Below are 19,482 nucleotides of genomic sequence, written 5' to 3'. Positions count from 1 at the left end.
TGCCGGGCCAGACAGCATGTCTGGCCTAGTGCCCACCTCATGGCCTAGACTGATCCGCATCTGCTGTCCTCCGCTTTTGCTTTTAAGGCCTCTTGCATGTCCGATCCTCGCTACCAGATCGACGTCAGCGTCGTCACCCGCTTCCTGGCGGACCAATCGCAACCTGAACAGAACCGCTTCGCCTTTGCCTACACCATCACGGTGAAAAACAATGGGCTGGTGCCGGCCAAGCTGCTGTCTCGCCATTGGGTGATCACTGACGGTGACGGCCAAGTCGAAGAAGTGCGCGGCGCCGGCGTCGTCGGCCAGCAGCCATTGATCGATATCGGCGCCAGTCATACCTACAGCAGCGGCACGGTGATGACCTCCAAGGTGGGCACCATGCAAGGCTCGTATCAGATGAAGGCCACTGATGGCCAACTGTTCGACGCAATCATCAAGCCTTTTCGCCTGGCGGTGCCCGGAGCCTTGCACTGATGGCGACGTACGCGGTCGGCGACCTGCAAGGCTGCCTGGAGCCCCTCCAATGCCTGCTCGAACGCGTGGCCTTCGACCCAGCAAAAGATCGCCTGTGGCTCGTTGGCGACCTGGTCAACCGTGGCCCGCAGTCCCTCGACACCCTACGCTACCTCTATCGCCTGCGTGACTCGCTGGTGTGCGTATTGGGCAATCACGACCTGCACCTGCTGGCGGTCGGCAATAATATCGAGCGCCTGAAAAAGGGCGATACGCTGCGCGAGATCCTCGAAGCGCCGGACCGGGGCGAACTGCTGGATTGGCTTCGCCAGCAGAAAATCATGCATTACGACGAAAGCCGTGACATGGCCCTGGTCCACGCGGGTATCCCGCCCCAGTGGACACTGAAAAAGGCCCTCAAGTGCGCCGCCGAAGTCGAAAGCGCCCTGGCCGATGACAGCCTGTACACCGCCTACCTCGACGGCATGTACGGCAACGAACCGGTCAAATGGGACAACGATCTCACCGGCGTGGCCCGCCTGCGAGTGATCACCAACTACTTCACGCGCATGCGCTTCTGCACCGCCGAAGGCAAGTTGGACCTCAAGAGCAAGGAAGGCGCCGACACCGCGCTGCCCGGCTACAAACCCTGGTTCGCCCATAAGGACCGCAAGACCCGCGACACGAAGATCATCTTTGGTCACTGGGCCGCCCTCGAAGGCAAGTGCGACGAACCTGGTGTATTCGCCCTCGACACCGGCTGTGTGTGGGGTGGCGCCATGACCATTATGAACATCGACACCGGCGAGCGCCTGAGCTGCCAGTGCCCCTCCCCTCTTCCCGCTACACTGCCGGCTGCCGCCAAGCGCTAGACGCAGCAGCCATGCCCAAGGAGCCCGCCATGAGCGAATTCAAACGTATCTCTCCCGAACAAGCCCAGGTCCTGCGCGAACAAGGCGCGGTGGTGGTGGATATTCGTGATCCGCAGACTTACGCCCTGAACCACATCAAAGACGCCCGTCATCTGGACAACCACAACATTGCCGATTTCATCCGCGCCGCCGACCTCGACGCGCCGGTGATCGTGGCCTGCTACCACGGCAACTCCAGCCAGAGCGCGGCCGCCTACCTGATCAGCCAGGGTTTCTCCGACGTCTATAGCCTGGACGGCGGCTTTGAGCTGTGGCGTACGACGTATCCTGCAGAAATTTCTTCATCCGATTCGCAATAATTTTTTTCACACCCCGCTACCCCCCGTGATGCTTGGGCTAGCGCCGTTTCTGACGAACGGCGCAGCCAAACTAATTGTGCATCGCACCTTGACCTCCCGGATTCCGAACTATCCTTAAGCGCAGGCCATCCGAATCAGGGGAGAGCCGGTACACCGGCGTGCGGGTCATCGGTAGCGTTTCAGGGTGTTCTGGGGGGAAAACAGCCATTGGCGTCCGTCAATGTCTGCCAGCATCGACTGATTGATCCGGCGTCGGCTCCACGTATCGAGCGAGGTGACGACGTCATGAGTATTTTTAGCCACTTCCAACAACGCTTCGCATCCACACAGCAGGAAGAACTCACGCTTCAAGAGTATCTCGAGCTGTGCAAACAGGATCGCAGCACCTACGCGTCTGCCGCCGAACGCCTGCTGCTGGCGATTGGCGAGCCGGAGCTGGTAGACACCTCCAACAATTCGCGCCTGTCGCGAATATTCTCCAACAAGGTGATCCGTCGCTACCCGGCCTTTGAGGACTTCCATGGAATGGAAGAATGCATTGACCAGATCGTCTCCTACTTCCGCCATGCCGCCCAAGGCCTGGAGGAGAAGAAACAGATCCTCTACCTGCTCGGCCCGGTTGGCGGCGGTAAATCGTCCCTGGCTGAAAAGCTCAAACAACTGATCGAGAAAGTGCCCTTCTATGCGATCAAGGGCTCGCCGGTCTTCGAATCGCCCCTGGGCCTGTTCAACGCCACGGAAGATGGTGCGATCCTCGAAGAGGATTTCGGCATTCCCCGGCGCTACCTCAACACCATCATGTCGCCCTGGGCCACCAAGCGGCTGGCCGAGTTTGGCGGTGATATCAGCCAGTTCCGCGTAGTGAAACTCTACCCGTCGATCCTCAACCAGATCGGCGTGGCCAAGACTGAACCGGGCGATGAGAACAACCAGGACATTTCGGCACTGGTGGGTAAGGTCGATATCCGCAAACTGGAGGAATTCCCGCAGAACGATGCCGACGCCTACAGCTACTCCGGCGCCCTGTGCCGGGCCAACCAGGGCCTGATGGAATTCGTGGAGATGTTCAAGGCGCCGATCAAGGTGCTGCACCCACTGCTCACCGCGACCCAGGAAGGCAACTACAACAGTACTGAAGGCCTGGGTGCGATTCCGTTTACCGGGATCCTGCTGGCCCACTCCAACGAATCGGAATGGCACACCTTCCGCAACAACAAGAACAACGAAGCCTTCATCGACCGGATCTACATCGTCAAGGTGCCGTACTGCCTGCGCGTCAGTGACGAAATCAAGATCTACGACAAGTTGCTGTTCAACAGCTCCCTGGCCAAGGCGCATTGCGCACCTGACACCTTGAAGATGCTTGCCCAGTTCACCGTGCTGTCGCGCCTCAAGGAGCCGGAAAACTCGAATATCTACTCGAAGATGCGGGTGTACGACGGCGAAAACCTCAAGGACACCGACCCCAAGGCCAAGTCGATCCAGGAATATCGCGACACGGCGGGCGTGGATGAGGGCATGAACGGCCTGTCGACGCGCTTTGCGTTCAAGATCCTGTCCAAAGTCTTCAACTTCGACCCCCATGAAATCGCCGCCAACCCGGTGCACCTGCTCTATGTGCTGGAGCAGCAGATCGAACAGGAGCAATTCCAGGCAGAAACCCGCGAACGTTACCTGCGCTTCCTCAAGGAATACCTCGCACCACGCTACATCGAGTTTATCGGCAAGGAAATCCAGACCGCTTACCTGGAGTCCTACAGCGAGTACGGCCAGAACATCTTCGACCGCTACGTGTTGTACGCAGACTTCTGGATCCAGGACCAGGAATACCGCGACCCGGAAACCGGCGAAATCCTCAACCGTGTCGCCCTCAACGAGGAACTGGAAAAAATCGAGAAACCGGCGGGCATCAGCAATCCGAAGGATTTCCGCAACGAAATCGTCAACTTCGTATTGCGCGCACGAGCGAACAACAACGGCAAGAACCCCACCTGGCTCAGCTACGAGAAGTTGCGGGTGGTCATCGAGAAGAAAATGTTCTCCAACACCGAGGATCTGCTGCCGGTCATCAGCTTCAACGCCAAGGCCAGCAAGGAGGACCAGCAAAAACACAACGACTTCGTCACACGCATGGTCGAGCGTGGCTACACCGACAAACAAGTACGGCTACTCTCCGAGTGGTATTTGCGAGTTCGCAAATCGCAGTAAGGCAGCGACAAGCGTGCGCTGCCAGGCATTTGGCCTGGCAGCTGACCGCTTGTCTCTAAGCTTCCAGCTCGCGGCTTGAAGCTTGTAACGTGAAGCTGCCCGGAGGGCTCCCCATGAGCTATGTGATCGACCGACGCCTCAATGGCAAGAACAAAAGCACGGTAAACCGCCAACGTTTCCTGCGGCGTTACCGTGACCACATCAAAAAGGCCGTTGAAGAGGCCGTCAGCCGCCGCTCCATCACCGACATGGAGCACGGCGAGCAAATCAGCATTCCCGGACGGGACATCGACGAACCGGTGCTGCACCATGGCCGGGGCGGCAAACAAACCGTGGTGCACCCCGGCAACAAGGAATTCACCACTGGCGAACATATCCAACGACCCCAGGGCGGCGGCGGGGGCAAAGGCCCAGGCAAGGCGGGTAACTCCGGCGAGGGCATGGACGAGTTCGTGTTCCAGATCACCCAGGAAGAATTCCTCGAATTCATGTTCGAGGACCTGGAGCTACCCAACCTGGTCAAGCGCAACCTGACCGGTACCGACACCTATAAAACGGTACGCGCGGGGATCAGCAACGAAGGCAATCCGTCCCGTATCAACATCATCCGCACCCTTCGCTCAGCCCATGCACGGCGTATCGCCCTATCGGGAAGCAGCCGCGCCAAGCTGAGAGAGGCCAAGGAAGAGTTGGCACGCTTGAAGCGCGAAGAACCGGATAACTTCGGCGATATCCAGGAAATTGAAGTTGAAATCGAGAAACTCAGCGCGCGGATCCACCGGGTGCCGTTCCTCGACACCTTCGATTTGAAATACAACCTGCTGGTCAAGCAGCCCAACCCCAGCTCCAAGGCCGTGATGTTCTGCCTGATGGACGTGTCCGGCTCGATGACCCAGGCTACCAAGGACATTGCCAAGCGCTTTTTCATCCTGCTGTACCTGTTCCTCAAGCGGAACTACGACAAGATCGACGTAGTGTTTATCCGCCATCACACCAGCGCCCGAGAAGTGGACGAAGAGGAGTTCTTCTACTCGCGGGAAACCGGCGGCACCATCGTTTCCAGCGCCTTGAAACTGATGCAGGAGATCATGGCCGAGCGCTACCCCGCCAACGAGTGGAACATCTATGCCGCGCAAGCCTCGGACGGTGACAACTGGAACGATGACTCGCCCATCTGCCGCGACATCCTGATCAACCAGATCATGCCGTTCGTGCAGTACTACACTTATGTTGAGATCACCCCCCGTGAGCATCAGGCGCTGTGGTTCGAATACGAGCGCATCGGCGAAGCCTTTGCCGACACATTCGCCCAGCAGCAACTGGTCTCGGCCGGCGATATCTACCCGGTCTTCCGTGAACTCTTCCAGCGCAGGTTAGTGACATGACCGCCAAAAAAGAGCAAAAACGCCAACCTATCTCCACGGGGTCTGAGTGGACCTTTGAACTGATCCAGGCCTATGACCGGGAAATCAGCCGTATCGCGGCCGGTTATGCCCTGGACACCTACCCCAACCAGATCGAAGTGATCACCGCTGAACAGATGATGGACGCCTATGCCTCGGTGGGCATGCCGCTGGGTTATCACCACTGGTCCTATGGCAAGCACTTCCTCAGCACTGAAAAGTCCTATAGCCGCGGGCAGATGGGCCTGGCCTACGAAATCGTCATCAACTCCGACCCGTGCATCGCCTACCTGATGGAAGAAAACACCATCTGCATGCAGGCACTGGTGGTGGCTCACGCCTGCTATGGGCATAACAGCTTTTTCAAGGGTAACTACCTGTTCCGCACCTGGACCGATGCCAGCTCGATCATCGATTACCTGGTGTTCGCCAAGCAGTACATCATGCAATGCGAGGAACGCCATGGCATCGACGCGGTGGAAGACCTGCTCGACTCCTGCCATGCCCTGATGAACTATGGGGTCGACCGCTACAAACGACCCTATCCGATTTCGGCCGAGGAAGAGCGCCTGCGCCAGAAGGAGCGCGAGGAGCACCTGCAGAAGCAGATCAATGACCTGTGGCGCACTATTCCCAAACGCGCGGGCAAGAACAGTGACAAGGATAATGCACGCTTCCCCGTCGAACCCCAGGAAAACATCCTGTACTTCCTGGAAAAACACGCACCGCTACTGGAGCCTTGGCAACGGGAAATCGTGCGCATCGTGCGCAAGATCGCCCAGTACTTTTATCCACAACGCCAGACCCAGGTGATGAACGAAGGCTGGGCGACATTCTGGCACTACACGTTGATGAACGACCTGTACGACGAAGGCCTGGTCACCGACGGCTTCATGATGGAGTTCCTCACTTCCCATACCAGCGTGGTATTCCAACCCGGCTTCGACAGCCCGTATTACAGCGGCATCAACCCCTATGCCCTGGGCTTTGCCATGTACCGCGACATCCGGCGCATGTGCGAGCACCCCACCGAGGAAGACCGTCGCTGGTTCCCGGAAATCGCCGGCAGCGATTGGCTGTCGACCATCAAGTTCGCCATGAGCAGCTTCAAGGATGAAAGTTTCATCCTGCAGTACCTGTCACCCAAGGTCATTCGCGACCTCAAGCTGTTCAGCATTCTGGATGACGACCTCAAGGATGACCTGGTGGTGCCGGCCATTCACGACGAACCAGGCTACCGCATCATCCGGGAAACCCTGGCGGCGCAGTACAACCTGGGCAACCGCGAGCCGAACATCCAGATCTACAGCATCGACGTACGCGGCGATCGCTCGCTGACCCTGCGTCATCAGCAGCACGACCGCAAACCCTTGGGGGAATCCACCGAGGAGGTGCTCAAGCATCTGCACCGGCTATGGGGGTTCGATATCCACCTGGAAACCTTGCAGGGTGATCAGGTGATGAAAACCCACCATGTCCCCCCACGCAGCGATCACAACGACAACGACTACGGCCGCCTGGACCTCGCCGTCGTCCATCTCTGAAACAGCAAAGCCTCCATTGGCCAGGCACAGGCGGTATCCTGTGGCGCTAATGGAGGCTTTTTCATGAAAATCTACAAAGTCGGTGGCGCCGTGCGCGACCGCCTGCTGGGCATCAAGGTCACCGATATCGATCGCGTCGTCGTCGGCGCGACCACCGACGAGATGCTTGCCAAAGGCTACAAACCGGTGGGCGCGGACTTCCCGGTATTCCTGGACCCAAAAAACGGCGACGAATACGCCCTCGCCCGCACGGAACGCAAAAGTGGTCGTGGGTATGGCGGGTTTGTGTTTCACGCCAGCCCTGAAGTCACCCTGGAAGAAGACCTGATCCGTCGCGACCTGACCATCAACGCGATGGCCGAAGACGACGACGGCAACCTGACCGATCCATATCACGGCCAACGCGATCTTGAAGCGCGCATTTTGCGTCACGTTTCCCCGGCGTTCGCCGAAGATCCTTTGCGTGTACTTCGCGTTGCGCGGTTTGCCGCCCGCTACGCCCACCTGGGTTTCACGGTCGCTCCCGAGACCCTGGAGCTGATGCGCCAGCTCAGCGAATCCGGTGAACTGGAGGCCCTGACCCCGGAGCGCAGCTGGAAAGAAATCTCCAGGGCACTGATGGAAGATCAGCCCCAAGTGTTTATCCAGGTGCTGCGTGACTGCGATGCGCTGAAAACCTTGATGCCGGAAGTCGACGCACTGTTCGGCGTACCACAGCCCGAAGCCCATCACCCCGAAATCGACACCGGCGTGCACACCTTGAGCGTGTTGGAGCAGGCCGCCCTGCATCAGCAGCCGCTGACCGTGCGCTGGGCCTGCTTGCTGCACGACCTGGGCAAGGGCCTGACGCCTGTGGATAAGTTACCGCAGCATATCGCTCATGAGCATCGAGGCCTGGAGCTGATCAAGGCCGTCAATGAGCGCTTCAAAGTACCGAGGGATTGCCAGGAATTGGCGTTGCTGGTGGGCCAATATCACACCCATGGCCACCGCGCGCTGGAGCTGAAAGCGTCAACGCTGCTGGAGTTACTGCAGAGTTTTGACGTCTACCGCAGGCCACAGCGTTTTGAAGAGTTTGTAGTCGCCTGCGAAATGGATGCCCGGGGCCGCAAGGGGCTGGAGCAAAGAAGTTATCCACAAGCGAATTACTTGCGCGGTGCGGCGAAGGCAGCGCGCGAAGTTGCCGTTGCGCCACTGCTTGAGAAAGGTTTCAAAGGCCCGGAGTTGGGCGAGGCACTCAAGCGCGAACGGCTCAAGACACTCAAAGCCTACAAGGAACAACACAACCCCTTGTAGGAGCCGAGCTTGCTCGCGAAGAACGCCAACGATAACGCAGCGCTCTCGGTTTTTTCGCGAGCACGCTCGCGCCTACAAGAGCGCGTCCGGGGTGAGTTGCTGGCCCTGCCATTCAAACCCGACAGGCGCCAGCACCTGGTCGATCTGAGCATCACGCCAGAGTGCAGCCATCGTCTTGCCCGCTTCAGGATGCACACGATCGGGCGCCATCAACGACAGCGGCCACAGCACGAAGGCGTTTTTCAGGATTTCTGCCCGTGGCAGGATCAAGCCATCAAAGTTGCCCACCAAGTCGCCGTACAGCAGCACGTCGATATCCAGCGGTAGCCCTTTGCGGTCTGGCGCATAACGACCGTTGTCGGCCTCGATGAATTTAAGCCGGCGATCCAGCTCCATCAACGGCAGGTCGGTATAGGCCGACACCACGAGATTGAAGAACGGTCCGCTCTTGATGCCCACGGGTTGGCTTTCGAACACAGCCGAACAGCGCACATCCGTCAAGAAGCTCGCCAGCGCGTCAAGACCCGCGCGCAGGTGGGCTTCGCGCTCAATATTGCTGCCAAGGCCGAGATAAACCTGAGTTAGCGACATCCGCGCTCGATCTCCACGCCCACGCCCTTTGCGGCCGGTACGGCACCCGGTTTGGTCAACTTGAGGTGCAGCCAGGGAATCTGGAATTCACTCATCAGCACTTCGGCCAGCCGCTCGGCGAACGTCTCCACCAACTGGTACTGAGACTGTTCGGCAAAGGCCTGGATGCGGGCAGATACGCTGGCGTAATCCAAAGCCAGGGTCAGGTCGTCACCGGCAGCGGCTGGGCGATTGTCCCACGCGAAGCTCAGGTCCAGGCGCAAGCATTGACGGATCCCGCGCTCCCAGTCGTAGGCCCCAATCACGGTGTCGACTTCCAGGCCTTCGATAAACACTCTGTCCAAGCTCTTCTCCGCAGCACGACAAGGGCGCAATGCCCCGTTAGAATCAGGGCGTCCTCGCCCGGAATAGTTAGCATGTTTTGGTCACTGGCGATTTTCGCCTACCTGCTTGGCTCGCTGTCCTTCGCCATTTTGCTCAGCCGCCTGACGGGAAATCCCGACCCGCGAATGAGTGGTTCAGGCAATGCCGGCGCTACCAACATGTTGCGCCTGGCCGGCAAGAAACTCGCCGTACTCACCCTGCTGGGCGACGTCTGCAAAGGCCTGTTACCCGTACTGATCGCCAGCCTGGCCGGCCTTACCCTGCAACAGCAGGCCTGGATCGGCGTGTGCGCCGTCCTCGGCCACCTGTTCCCGTTGTACTTCCGCTTTCGCGGTGGCAAAGGTGTCGCCACGGCGGCCGGCATGCTGCTGGGGATTTACCCACCGGCGGCGCTGCTGGCCGTGCTCGCCTGGCTGCTGACGTTCTACTTGACCCGCACCAGCTCGTTGGCCGCACTGATCGCCACCCCGCTCACCCTGCCCTTGCTGGCCTGGCAGGAACCGGCTGCATTGCTGCCGATGAGTGTGTTGACACTGTTGATTGTCTGGCGTCACCGCGGCAATTTACGCGACCTGTTTGCCGGGCGCGAACGGCATTTTTAAAATCGCCCGATAAGCCCGGCTCACATCGCGCCATTACAACGGCGACAACTGCTCCATCGGCCAGCGCGCCTGCACGCTGATCGCCAGGCTTTCATGCTGCCCGGCCTGCAGGCGCTGGCAACCGGCATAGGCGATCATCGCGCCATTGTCGGTGCAGAACTCAGGGCGCGCGTAGAACACATCACCCTTCATGTCTCCAAGCATTTTTTCCAGCGAGGTGCGCAAGGCCTTGTTGGCGCTGACGCCCCCTGCAATCACCAGGCGCTTCATGCCGGCCTGTTTCAGGGCGCGCTTGCACTTGATGGTCAAAGTCTCCACCACGGCCTGCTGGAATGCCAGCGCGATGTCGCAACGGGCTTGCTCACTGTCGTCCCCGGCGCTGACGCTTTGCTGCCAGGTATTGAGCGCGGAGGTTTTCAAGCCGCTGAAGCTGAACATCAGGCCCGGCCGATCGCACATTGGGCGCGGGAAGGTATAACGACCCTGGATGCCTTTTTCTGCAAGACGGGCGATTTCCGGACCACCGGGATAATTGAGCCCCATCATCTTCGCGGTCTTGTCGAAGGCTTCGCCGGCGGCGTCGTCCAGGGACTCGCCCAACAGCGTGTATTGACCGATGCCGTCGACCTGAACCAGCTGCGTATGGCCGCCCGAAACCAACAAAGCGACGAACGGGAACTGCGGCGGTGTTTTTTCCAGCATCGGCGCCAATAAATGGCCTTCCATATGATGCACACCCAGGGCAGGAATACCCCAGGCAAAAGCCAGCGCCTGGGCGCAAGAAGCCCCAACCAGAAGGGCTCCAACCAATCCAGGGCCGGCGGTATAGGCAATGGCATCGATCTCGGTGGGCACGCAACCGGCTTCATCCAGCACCTGGCGAATCAACGGCAGCATGCGCTTGACGTGATCACGGCTGGCAAGCTCGGGCACCACGCCGCCATAGGCGCGGTGCAGGTCGATCTGACTGAACAGCGCATCGGCCAAAAGCCCGCGTTCACTGTCGTAAAGTGCGACACCGGTTTCGTCGCAGGAGGTTTCAAGTCCCAGTACTAGCATGGGTTTGCGCCTTGTAGAGGCTGAATTCGAAGGCGCGCATAATAGTCGCCACTCCCCCTCCCGACTAGCGGTTTTCGATCAGAGGCTTTGCATTCCGGGCAATGAGGGGTTAACATCCGCAACCCTTAAAAACCGACGACCTCAGCCGCGAATTTTTTGCGACGAGAACGTTGATTCCCGGTAATGAAAGAAGGTAGCTCTGGATGCCAGCCGTCAAAGTAAAAGAGAACGAACCCTTCGACGTAGCTCTGCGTCGTTTCAAGCGCTCCTGCGAAAAAGCCGGTGTTCTGGCTGAAGTTCGTAGCCGCGAATTTTATGAGAAGCCAACTTCTGAGCGTAAGCGCAAAGCAGCAGCCGCTGTTAAGCGTCACGCCAAGAAAGTTCAGCGCGAACAGCGCCGCGCCGTTCGTCTGTACTAATACACAGACGTTCGTAGCAAGCTTCTGCCAAGCCCGGCCCTCAGCCGGGCTGTTGGCATTTGCGGATATCGCTTGATGCTTCATCGTCGACGCCGCCCATGCGACAGAGACACCGCTTCACACGTCAGGACTGGCTTTTCTGCCAGCGGTGCACGTCTCTTCTGACGAGCCTAACAAGGCTACTGACGAGCACACTTATTTTCAGGCAGGCGATCAACAGGTCGACTGTGCCCAACGATGAGCTTCCGAGGCCCTCTATTGGCCAAGACCGGATGCCAGGGCGGCCTTTACACGCCGGACACTGATTGAAATTAACGTCAGTGAACGTTCGGCAGATACACTTCCATACAGCCCAAGCAGACGATTGATGGTCGAGCCACTCGATACGTACGCCTGAGCACTTCACGGGCCCTCAATTACACGCAGTGATGACGAGAACGCCATGGCCGGGCTGATTCCCCAGAGCTTTATTGACGACCTTCTGAACCGCACCGACATCGTCGATGTTGTCAGCTCGCGCCTGCAAATGAAGAAGGCAGGCAAGAACTACACCGCCTGCTGCCCGTTCCACAAGGAAAAGACCCCTTCGTTCAGCGTCAGCCCCGACAAGCAGTTCTATTACTGCTTCGGTTGCGGCGCGGGCGGCAATGCCCTCGGCTTTATCATGGACCACGACAACCTGGACTTCCCCCAGGCCGTCGAGGAACTGGCCAAAGCCGCCGGCATGGAAATCCCTCGCGAAGAAAGTGGCCGACCGCACAAACCGCGGCAACCCACTGACTCGCCGCTATACCCACTACTGACCGCCGCTGCGGACTTTTATCGCCAGGCGCTCAAGAGCCATCCGCAGCGCAAGGCCGCCGTCGATTACCTCAAGGGCCGTGGCCTTACCGGTGAAATCGCCCGCGACTTCGGTCTCGGCTTCGCCCCGCCGGGCTGGGACAACCTGTACAAACATTTGAGCAGCGACACCCTGCAGCAAAAAGCCATGATCGACGCCGGCCTGCTGGTGGAAAACGCCGAGACCGGCAAGCGCTACGACCGTTTCCGCGACCGCGTGATGTTTCCGATCCGCGATAGCCGCGGCCGGATCATCGCCTTCGGTGGTCGCGTGCTCGGCGACGACAAACCCAAGTACCTGAACTCCCCGGAAACCCCGGTGTTCCACAAGGGACAGGAACTCTACGGCCTGTTCGAGGCGCGCAAAAACAATCGCAACCTCGATGAAATCATCGTGGTTGAAGGCTATATGGATGTGATCGCCCTGGCCCAGCAAGGTTTGCGCAACGCCGTGGCCACCCTCGGCACAGCCACCAGCGAAGAGCACATGAAACGCCTGTTTCGCGTAGTGCCCAGCGTTTTGTTCTGCTTCGACGGCGACCAGGCTGGCCGCAATGCCGCCTGGCGCGCCCTCGAAGCCACGCTGTCGAGCCTGCAGGATGGTCGCCGCGCACGCTTTCTGTTCCTGCCCGAAGGCGAAGACCCGGACACCCTGGTCCGCTCCGAAGGCACCGACGCCTTTCGCGCACGCATCAATCAACACGCGCAGCCGCTGGCGGATTATTTCTTCCAGCAACTGACTGAAGAAGCCGACCCGCGCTCTCTCGAAGGCAAGGCCCACATGGCCACCCTCGCGGCGCCACTGATCGACAAGGTTCCAGGTGCCAACCTGCGCACCCTGATGCGTCAACGCCTGCTGGAAATCACCGGCTTGAGCGGCGAAGCAGTCAGCCAGCTGGTGCACAGCGCACCACAGGACGCACCGCCCGCCTACGACCCAGGCATGGACTACGACGCCATGCCAGACTATTCCGACTTCCACCAACCGCAGGAGGCGTATGCGCCCCAGCAGGAGTGGACGCCGAAGAAACCCGGCGCCGGCGGCAAGAAATGGGACAAGAAACCGTGGAGCAAGAACGGCAAGCGCGGTGATCGCGACGAGCCCTATGCCCCGCGTACACCGGTAGCCGTGGAAGCCCCGACGCTCATTGCATTGCGCACGTTGATTCATCACCCGCAATTGGCGGGCAAGGTCGAAAGCGCCGAGCATTTTGCCAACGAAAGCAATACCTACGCCCAGGTGCTGATTGCCCTGATCGAGGCAGTGCAGAAAAATCCTAAGCTAAACTCTATTCAGCTGATGGCTCGTTGGCATGGCACCGAACAAGGTCGCTTGCTCAAGGCACTCGCGGAAAAGGAGTGGCTAATTGACGGCGACAACCTTGAACAACAGTTTTTAGACACCATTACTAGGTTATCCGAGGGCCAGCACACGCAGACCCTCGATGAACTCATCAAGAGAGCAAGGCAGCCGGGATTGTCGGCTGAAGAGCAAATTCAGATAGCAAAACAGATGCGCGACCTCTTAAAACAGAATGTTTCCGCATCAAACCCGACCTCAGCTGGCGTGTGAGGTCATAGCTCGGGTATAATCCTCGGCTTGTTTTTTGCCCGCCAAGACCTTCAGTGGATAGGGTGTTATGTCCGGAAAAGCGCAACAGCAGTCTCGTATCAAAGAGTTGATCACCCTTGGTCGTGAGCAGAAGTATCTGACTTACGCAGAGGTCAACGATCACCTGCCTGAGGATATTTCAGATCCAGAGCAGGTGGAAGACATCATCCGCATGATTAATGACATGGGGATCCCCGTACACGAGAGTGCTCCGGATGCGGACGCCCTTATGTTGGCCGACGCCGATACCGACGAGGCAGCCGCTGAAGAAGCCGCTGCCGCGTTGGCCGCGGTGGAGACCGACATCGGTCGCACGACTGACCCTGTGCGCATGTATATGCGTGAAATGGGTACCGTCGAGTTGCTGACACGCGAAGGCGAAATCGAAATCGCCAAGCGTATTGAAGAGGGTATCCGTGAAGTGATGGGCGCAATCGCGCACTTCCCTGGCACGGTTGACCACATTCTCTCCGAGTACACTCGCGTCACCACCGAAGGTGGCCGCCTGTCCGACGTCCTGAGCGGTTATATCGACCCGGACGACGGTATTGCGCCGCCTGCTGCCGAAGTGCCGCCGCCTGTCGACCCGAAAGCCGTGAAAGCGGACGACGATGCCGAAGACGACGATGCTGAAGCCAGCAGCGATGACGAAGATGAAGTCGAAAGCGGTCCAGACCCGATTATCGCTGCCCAGCGTTTCGGTGCGGTTTCCGATCAAATGGAAATCACCCGCAAGGCCCTGAAAAAGCACGGTCGCGCCAACAAGCTGGCGATTGCCGAGCTGGTAGCGCTGGCCGAGCTGTTCATGCCGATCAAGCTGGTACCGAAGCAATTCGAAGGCTTGGTTGAGCGTGTTCGCAGTGCCCTTGAGCGTCTGCGTGCACAAGAGCGTGCGATCATGCAGCTCTGTGTTCGTGATGCGCGCATGCCGCGTGCCGACTTCCTGCGCCAGTTCCCGGGCAACGAAGTTGACGAAAGCTGGACCGATGCACTGGCCAAGGGCAAGGCGAAATACGCCGAAGCCATTGGTCGCCTGCAGCCAGACATCATCCGTTGCCAGCAGAAGCTGACCGCGCTTGAGACCGAAACCGGTCTGACGATTGCCGAGATCAAGGACATCAACCGTCGCATGTCGATCGGTGAGGCCAAGGCCCGCCGCGCGAAGAAAGAGATGGTCGAAGCGAACTTGCGTCTGGTGATCTCCATCGCCAAGAAGTACACCAACCGTGGCCTGCAATTCCTCGATCTGATCCAGGAAGGCAACATCGGCTTGATGAAGGCTGTGGACAAGTTCGAATACCGTCGCGGCTACAAGTTCTCGACTTATGCCACCTGGTGGATCCGTCAGGCGATCACTCGCTCGATCGCCGACCAGGCCCGCACCATCCGTATTCCGGTGCACATGATCGAGACGATCAACAAGCTCAACCGTATTTCCCGGCAGATGTTGCAGGAAATGGGTCGCGAACCGACTCCGGAAGAGCTGGGCGAACGCATGGAAATGCCTGAGGATAAAATCCGCAAGGTATTGAAGATCGCTAAAGAGCCGATCTCCATGGAAACCCCGATCGGTGATGACGAAGACTCCCACTTGGGTGACTTCATCGAAGACTCGACCATGCAGTCGCCAATCGATGTCGCCACCGTTGAGAGCCTTAAAGAAGCGACTCGCGACGTACTCTCCGGCCTCACTGCCCGTGAAGCCAAGGTACTGCGCATGCGTTTCGGCATCGACATGAATACCGACCACACCCTTGAGGAAGTCGGTAAGCAGTTTGACGTGACCCGTGAGCGGATCCGTCAGATCGAAGCCAAGGCGCTGCGCAAGTTGCGCCACCCGACGCGAAGCGAGCATCTACGCTCCTTCCTCGACGAGTGATCCCAGAACCCCCGGCCCAGGCCGGGGGTTTTGCTGTGTGCCGATAAAATTCCCCGCACCTCCCCTCTCCCCCCGCAATGCCCGTCTACACTCGAAACATTCCCCGTGCCATAACGAGACCGTTATGCCCAGATTGCCGACCGTGATACTGCTGTCGCTGCTGACCTGGACCGCAACGGCTGGCGCGTTGACTCTCACTGATGATGAGCGTGGCTGGTTGGCGGACCATCAGGAGCTGCGCCTGGGGGTGGACGCGTCGTGGCCGCCCTTTGAGTACCGTGATGAAAACGGCCGCTACCAAGGCTTGGCGGCAGACTATGTGCGGTTGATCCAGGACCGCCTCGGCGTCAGGATCAAACTGATCGAGCCGGAGAACTGGAGCGCCCTGCTGGAGCTAGCCAGGCAAAACAAGCTCGATCTGCTGCCCGGCATCATGTCCACCCCGGAACGCCAGAGCTTTATGGCGTTCACACGCCCTTACCTGGATTTTCCCATTGTCATCCTCGCCCATGAAGGCGGTGCACAACCACGCAACCTGAAGGAGCTCTATGGCCTGAAGATCGCCGTGGTGGAAAACTACGCCCCCCACGAGCTACTGCGCACCCACCACCCTGACCTCAATCTGGTGGCTCTGCCCAATGTGAGCTCGACGCTGCAGGCGTTGGCCACTGATGAAGTAGACGCCGTGGTCGGCGATCTGGCTTCCAGCGTCTGGAGCCTGCGCCAGCTCAAGCTCGACGGTTTGTACGTCAGCGGCGAGACCCCCTACCGCTACCAACTGGCGATGGGCGTACCTCGGGATGACAAAATGCTGGTGAGCATCTTGGACAAGGTTCTCGCCGACCTCAGCCCAGATGAAACTCAAGCGATTCAGCAACACTGGGTCGGCAGCCTCACCGATCACCGCACCTTCTGGTCAGACCTGCTGACCTACGGCCTGCCGGCGGTACTGCTATTGAGCACGGTGCTGGCCATCGTGATTCGCATCAACCGCCGCCTCAGCTCAGAGATCTCTCGCCGTGTCGCCCTCGAGCAGGAGCTGCGCAGCAGCGAATACCACTATCGCGGCCTGGTCGAAAGCCTGTCCGCCATCGCCTGGGAAGCCAGCGTCAGCGATTTCACCTACAGCTACGTGTCGCCGCATGCCGAAGAGTTACTCGGCTATCCTCGCGCCCATTGGCTGATTCCCGGCTTCTGGCGCAACATCATTCACCCTGCCGACCTGATACGCACCGAAGCGTATTGCTTGCGCGAAACCCGCGCCAACCGTGATCACAGTGTTGATTACCGAGTGATCACGGCCGATGGCCGCTGCTTGTGGGTCCGCGATATTGTCAGCCTGATCGAACATGGCCATGAACCGGTGCTGCGTGGCTTGATGATTGACATCAGCGACGCCAAGCGCACCGAAGAGGCGCTGCAGCTGTCAGAGCAAAAGTTTGCCTCGGTGTTCCAGCAGTGCCCGGATATCCTGGTGATCGCACGGATGTCCGATGGCTGCCTGCTGGAGGTCAATAAGGCATTCGAGGACCAGGTTGGCCTGAAGGCCAAGGACGTGATTGGTAAAACCGCCACCGAGCTGAATATCTGGGGCATCCCCGGTACCGGCCCGGATCTGTTGCAACAGGTGCAGACCACCAGCATCCGCAACCTGGAAATGCCTTTTCTGCGCAGCAATGGCCAAGCGTTTACCGGCCTGATTTCGGCCGAACCCTTCCAACTCGACACTATCGAAGCGCTGGTGGTCGTGGTGCGTGATATCACCCAACTCAAGGAAACCCAGCAACAGCTGCAAACCTCCGAAGAAAAATTCGCCAAGGCCTTCCATGCCTCCCCCGATGGTTTACTGCTGAGCCGTCAAAGCGATGGCCTGCTGATCGAGGTCAACGAGGGGTTCAGCCGCATTACCGGCTTTACCAGCGCGACGTCCCTGGACCAGTCGACCCTGGACCTGGGCATCTGGGTCGACCTCAACGAACGCAAACACATGATCGAGCTGATGCAGCGCGACGGGTTTGTCCGCGACTTCATCTGTCACATCCGCCGCAACGACGGGCAGACTCGGCTTTGTGAAGTGTCCAGCCGCCCGCTGCCCATTGGCGGTGATGACTGCATGTTGACCATCGCTCGGGACATCACCGAACGCCAACAGATGCAGGAAAAACTGCAACAGGCCGCAACGGTTTTCGAGAGCACCGCCGAAGGCGTATTGATCACCGACACCCGGCAGAACATCAGCGCCGTCAACCGCGCCTTCAGCGAAATCACCGGCTACAGCGAAGCCGAGGCCCTCGGCCACACGCCGCGCCTGCTCGCCTCGGGCCTGCACGACAGCGCCTTTTATGCCGCCATGTGGCACCAGTTGACGGCCCATGGGCACTGGCAAGGCGAAATTTCCAACCGTCGCAAGAACGGTGAGGTGTATCCCAGTTGGCTGACCATCAGCGCCGTGCGCAACCGCGACCAGTTGATCACGCATTTTGTCGCCGTGTTCGCCGACATCTCCAGCCTCAAGCACGCCCAGGCCCGCCTCGACTATCAGGCACACCACGACCCCCTGACCGGCCTGCCCAACCGCACGTTGTTTGAAAGTCGGTTACAGGCCGCCATCAACTGCCAGCAGGAAACCGGCAGCCAGGGCGCGGTGCTGTTCCTCGACCTGGACCGCTTCAAACATATCAACGACAGCCTCGGTCACCCCATCGGCGACCTGCTGCTCAAGGACATCGCCGTACGTCTCAAGGAGCAGTTGCGCGACATCGACACCGTCGCACGCCTGGGGGGTGACGAATTCATCATCCTGCTGCCCGGCCTGCAACAAGCCAGCGATGCACAACACTTGGCCAACAAACTGCTGGACTGCTTCACCCCGCCGTTCCAGGCCGGTGAACACGAGTTCTTTATCAGCGCCAGTATTGGCACCAGCCTCTACCCCCAGGACGGCACCGACGTGGCCACCTTGGTCAAAAACGCCGACGCCGCGATGTACCGCTCCAAGGCCAAGGGCCGTAACCGGGTCGAAAGCTACACCCGCGACCTCACGGCCCAGGCCAATGAACGCGTAGCGCTGGAGCACGAACTGCGGCGCGCCATCGAACGCGATGAATTGAGCCTGTATTACCAACCAAAACTGAGCCTGCTCACGCAGGAACTGATCGGGGCCGAGGCACTGATCCGCTGGCACCACCCGACATTCGGCGATGTAGCGCCGGAACACTTTATCGCCCTGGCCGAAGAAAACGGCATGATCCTGCAGATTGGTGACTGGGTGCTGGAACAGGCGTGTCGACAAATGCACGCCTGGCAAACCGCCTTCGATGGCTTTGGTCCCCTGTCGGTCAACCTCGCCGGCGCCCAACTGCGTCACCCCAACCTGCTGTCACGTATCGAACAATTGCTGCGCGAGTACCACCTGGAACCTGGCTGCCTGCAACTGGAGATCACCGAGAACTTCATCATGAGCCAGGCCGAAGAAGCCCTCGATGTGCTGCATCAGCTCAAGCGCCTGGGCGTACAACTGGCGATTGATGACTTCGGCACCGGCTATTCGTCCCTCAGCTACCTCAAGCGCCTGCCCCTGGACTTCCTGAAGATCGACCAATCCTTCGTCCGCGGCCTGCCCGACGACCCTCACGACGCCGCCATCGTGCGCGCCATCATCGCCCTCGGCCACAGCATGCAATTCACCATCATCGCCGAGGGCGTGGAAAATTCGGCGCAGCAAGCCTTCCTTGCCGCAGAGGGCTGCGAACAGATGCAAGGCTACATCGTCAGCCTGCCTCTCCCCCCAGAGCTGTTCGCCGCGACCTTCCTTCGTATGAGTGTTGAGGATTTTTCGGATAGCACAGCGGAGAAACCATCGCTATAATCCGCGACCTACTAAGGGCCTATAGCTCAGTTGGTCAGAGCAGAGGACTCATAATCCTTTGGTCCACGGTTCTTATGTGGTACGAATGTT

General features: G+C 59.2%; 15 protein-coding genes. 12 read left to right on the top strand and 3 right to left on the bottom strand.

Features of this window, described 5'->3' with window-relative positions; genetic code table 11:
* Nucleotides 1-96 precede the first annotated feature (96 nt).
* From apaG to ACODSV_RS15895, 7 genes are all read left to right on the top strand, one after another.
* Entirely contained in the window at nucleotides 97-477 is a 381-nt protein-coding gene (apaG, locus tag ACODSV_RS15925) for a Co2+/Mg2+ efflux protein ApaG (protein WP_024077719.1), read from the top strand.
* Nucleotides 477-1,328, top strand: a complete 852-nt coding sequence (locus ACODSV_RS15920) for a symmetrical bis(5'-nucleosyl)-tetraphosphatase (RefSeq protein WP_069077163.1) — start codon at nucleotides 477-479, stop codon at nucleotides 1,326-1,328. The genes apaG and ACODSV_RS15920 overlap by 1 nt, the downstream gene beginning before the upstream one ends.
* A gap of 29 nt (nucleotides 1,329-1,357) precedes the next feature.
* A complete protein-coding gene (gene glpE, locus ACODSV_RS15915) occupies nucleotides 1,358-1,687 on the top strand; it encodes a thiosulfate sulfurtransferase GlpE (RefSeq protein ID WP_024077721.1) in 330 nt (109 codons plus the stop codon).
* Nucleotides 1,688-1,972: 285 nt separating this feature from the next.
* Nucleotides 1,973-3,895 carry a PrkA family serine protein kinase gene (locus ACODSV_RS15910; RefSeq protein ID WP_024077722.1) on the top strand — a complete coding sequence of 641 codons (1,923 nt, stop codon included), beginning with the start codon at nucleotides 1,973-1,975 and terminating at the stop codon, nucleotides 3,893-3,895.
* A 113-nt stretch (nucleotides 3,896-4,008) separates the two neighbouring features.
* A complete protein-coding gene (locus ACODSV_RS15905; RefSeq protein ID WP_024077723.1) occupies nucleotides 4,009-5,280 on the top strand; it encodes a YeaH/YhbH family protein in 1,272 nt (423 codons plus the stop codon).
* A complete protein-coding gene (locus ACODSV_RS15900; protein ID WP_024077724.1) occupies nucleotides 5,277-6,842 on the top strand; it encodes a SpoVR family protein in 1,566 nt (521 codons plus the stop codon). Before ACODSV_RS15905 ends, ACODSV_RS15900 begins: the two co-directional genes overlap by 4 nt.
* Before the next feature lie 63 nt (nucleotides 6,843-6,905).
* On the top strand, nucleotides 6,906-8,138 hold the full coding sequence (locus tag ACODSV_RS15895) for a multifunctional CCA addition/repair protein (RefSeq protein ID WP_150054488.1): 1,233 nt from the start codon (nucleotides 6,906-6,908) through the stop codon (nucleotides 8,136-8,138).
* A 72-nt stretch (nucleotides 8,139-8,210) separates the two neighbouring features.
* Here the strand turns inward: ACODSV_RS15895 and folK are convergent, their stop codons facing one another.
* Together folK and folB are read right to left on the bottom strand one after the other, a co-directional pair.
* Nucleotides 8,211-8,729, bottom strand: coding sequence for a 2-amino-4-hydroxy-6-hydroxymethyldihydropteridine diphosphokinase (gene folK / locus ACODSV_RS15890; protein WP_069077161.1), 519 nt, complete (start codon nucleotides 8,727-8,729; stop codon nucleotides 8,211-8,213).
* A complete protein-coding gene (gene folB / locus ACODSV_RS15885) occupies nucleotides 8,720-9,073 on the bottom strand; it encodes a dihydroneopterin aldolase (protein ID WP_015886183.1) in 354 nt (117 codons plus the stop codon). Before folB ends, folK begins: the two co-directional genes overlap by 10 nt.
* Before the next feature lie 72 nt (nucleotides 9,074-9,145).
* On the opposite strand from folB, the gene plsY reads away from it, so the two are divergent.
* Nucleotides 9,146-9,715, top strand: coding sequence for a glycerol-3-phosphate 1-O-acyltransferase PlsY (plsY, locus tag ACODSV_RS15880; protein ID WP_024077727.1), 570 nt, complete (start codon nucleotides 9,146-9,148; stop codon nucleotides 9,713-9,715).
* A gap of 33 nt (nucleotides 9,716-9,748) precedes the next feature.
* On the opposite strand, the gene tsaD is transcribed toward plsY, so the two are convergent.
* The gene (tsaD, locus tag ACODSV_RS15875; RefSeq protein WP_024077728.1) at nucleotides 9,749-10,774 is read right to left on the bottom strand and encodes a tRNA (adenosine(37)-N6)-threonylcarbamoyltransferase complex transferase subunit TsaD; all 1,026 of its coding nucleotides are present in this window, start codon (nucleotides 10,772-10,774) and stop codon (nucleotides 9,749-9,751) included.
* A 203-nt stretch (nucleotides 10,775-10,977) separates the two neighbouring features.
* Between tsaD and rpsU the strand changes: the two genes are divergently transcribed.
* The 4 genes from rpsU (at nucleotide 10,978) to ACODSV_RS15855 (ending at nucleotide 19,392) form a co-directional block, all read left to right on the top strand.
* Entirely contained in the window at nucleotides 10,978-11,193 is a 216-nt protein-coding gene (gene rpsU / locus ACODSV_RS15870; RefSeq protein ID WP_002551877.1) for a 30S ribosomal protein S21, read from the top strand.
* Nucleotides 11,194-11,635: 442 nt separating this feature from the next.
* Entirely contained in the window at nucleotides 11,636-13,606 is a 1,971-nt protein-coding gene (gene dnaG, locus ACODSV_RS15865; RefSeq protein WP_069077159.1) for a DNA primase, read from the top strand.
* Nucleotides 13,607-13,673: 67 nt separating this feature from the next.
* Nucleotides 13,674-15,524, top strand: a complete 1,851-nt coding sequence (gene rpoD, locus ACODSV_RS15860; protein WP_024077730.1) for an RNA polymerase sigma factor RpoD — start codon at nucleotides 13,674-13,676, stop codon at nucleotides 15,522-15,524.
* 124 nt (nucleotides 15,525-15,648) lie between these two features.
* The gene (locus tag ACODSV_RS15855) at nucleotides 15,649-19,392 is read left to right on the top strand and encodes an EAL domain-containing protein (RefSeq protein ID WP_454843974.1); all 3,744 of its coding nucleotides are present in this window, start codon (nucleotides 15,649-15,651) and stop codon (nucleotides 19,390-19,392) included.
* Nucleotides 19,393-19,482: the final 90 nt, after the last annotated feature.

The organism is Pseudomonas sp. FG86 (assembly GCF_057808775.1).
The sequence above is the reverse complement of the archived record's forward strand: the minus strand, read 5'-3'. Positions and strand labels throughout refer to the sequence as shown.

Bases quoted from the DNA above. Each gene is read 5' to 3' on its own strand.
- rpsU (WP_002551877.1), top strand. From the start codon at position 10,978: ATGCCAGCCGTCAAAGTAAAAGAGAACGAACCCTTCGACGTAGCTCTG.
- ACODSV_RS15895 (WP_150054488.1), top strand. From the start codon at position 6,906: ATGAAAATCTACAAAGTCGGTGGCGCCGTGCGCGACCGCCTGCTGGGC.
- apaG (WP_024077719.1), top strand. From the start codon at position 97: ATGTCCGATCCTCGCTACCAGATCGACGTCAGCGTCGTCACCCGCTTC.
- tsaD (WP_024077728.1), bottom strand. From the start codon at position 10,774: ATGCTAGTACTGGGACTTGAAACCTCCTGCGACGAAACCGGTGTCGCA.
- plsY (WP_024077727.1), top strand. From the start codon at position 9,146: ATGTTTTGGTCACTGGCGATTTTCGCCTACCTGCTTGGCTCGCTGTCC.
- ACODSV_RS15900 (WP_024077724.1), top strand. From the start codon at position 5,277: ATGACCGCCAAAAAAGAGCAAAAACGCCAACCTATCTCCACGGGGTCT.
- folK (WP_069077161.1), bottom strand. From the start codon at position 8,729: ATGTCGCTAACTCAGGTTTATCTCGGCCTTGGCAGCAATATTGAGCGC.
- ACODSV_RS15910 (WP_024077722.1), top strand. From the start codon at position 1,973: ATGAGTATTTTTAGCCACTTCCAACAACGCTTCGCATCCACACAGCAG.
- ACODSV_RS15905 (WP_024077723.1), top strand. From the start codon at position 4,009: ATGAGCTATGTGATCGACCGACGCCTCAATGGCAAGAACAAAAGCACG.
- glpE (WP_024077721.1), top strand. From the start codon at position 1,358: ATGAGCGAATTCAAACGTATCTCTCCCGAACAAGCCCAGGTCCTGCGC.
- ACODSV_RS15920 (WP_069077163.1), top strand. From the start codon at position 477: ATGGCGACGTACGCGGTCGGCGACCTGCAAGGCTGCCTGGAGCCCCTC.
- rpoD (WP_024077730.1), top strand. From the start codon at position 13,674: ATGTCCGGAAAAGCGCAACAGCAGTCTCGTATCAAAGAGTTGATCACC.
- ACODSV_RS15855 (WP_454843974.1), top strand. From the start codon at position 15,649: ATGCCCAGATTGCCGACCGTGATACTGCTGTCGCTGCTGACCTGGACC.
- dnaG (WP_069077159.1), top strand. From the start codon at position 11,636: ATGGCCGGGCTGATTCCCCAGAGCTTTATTGACGACCTTCTGAACCGC.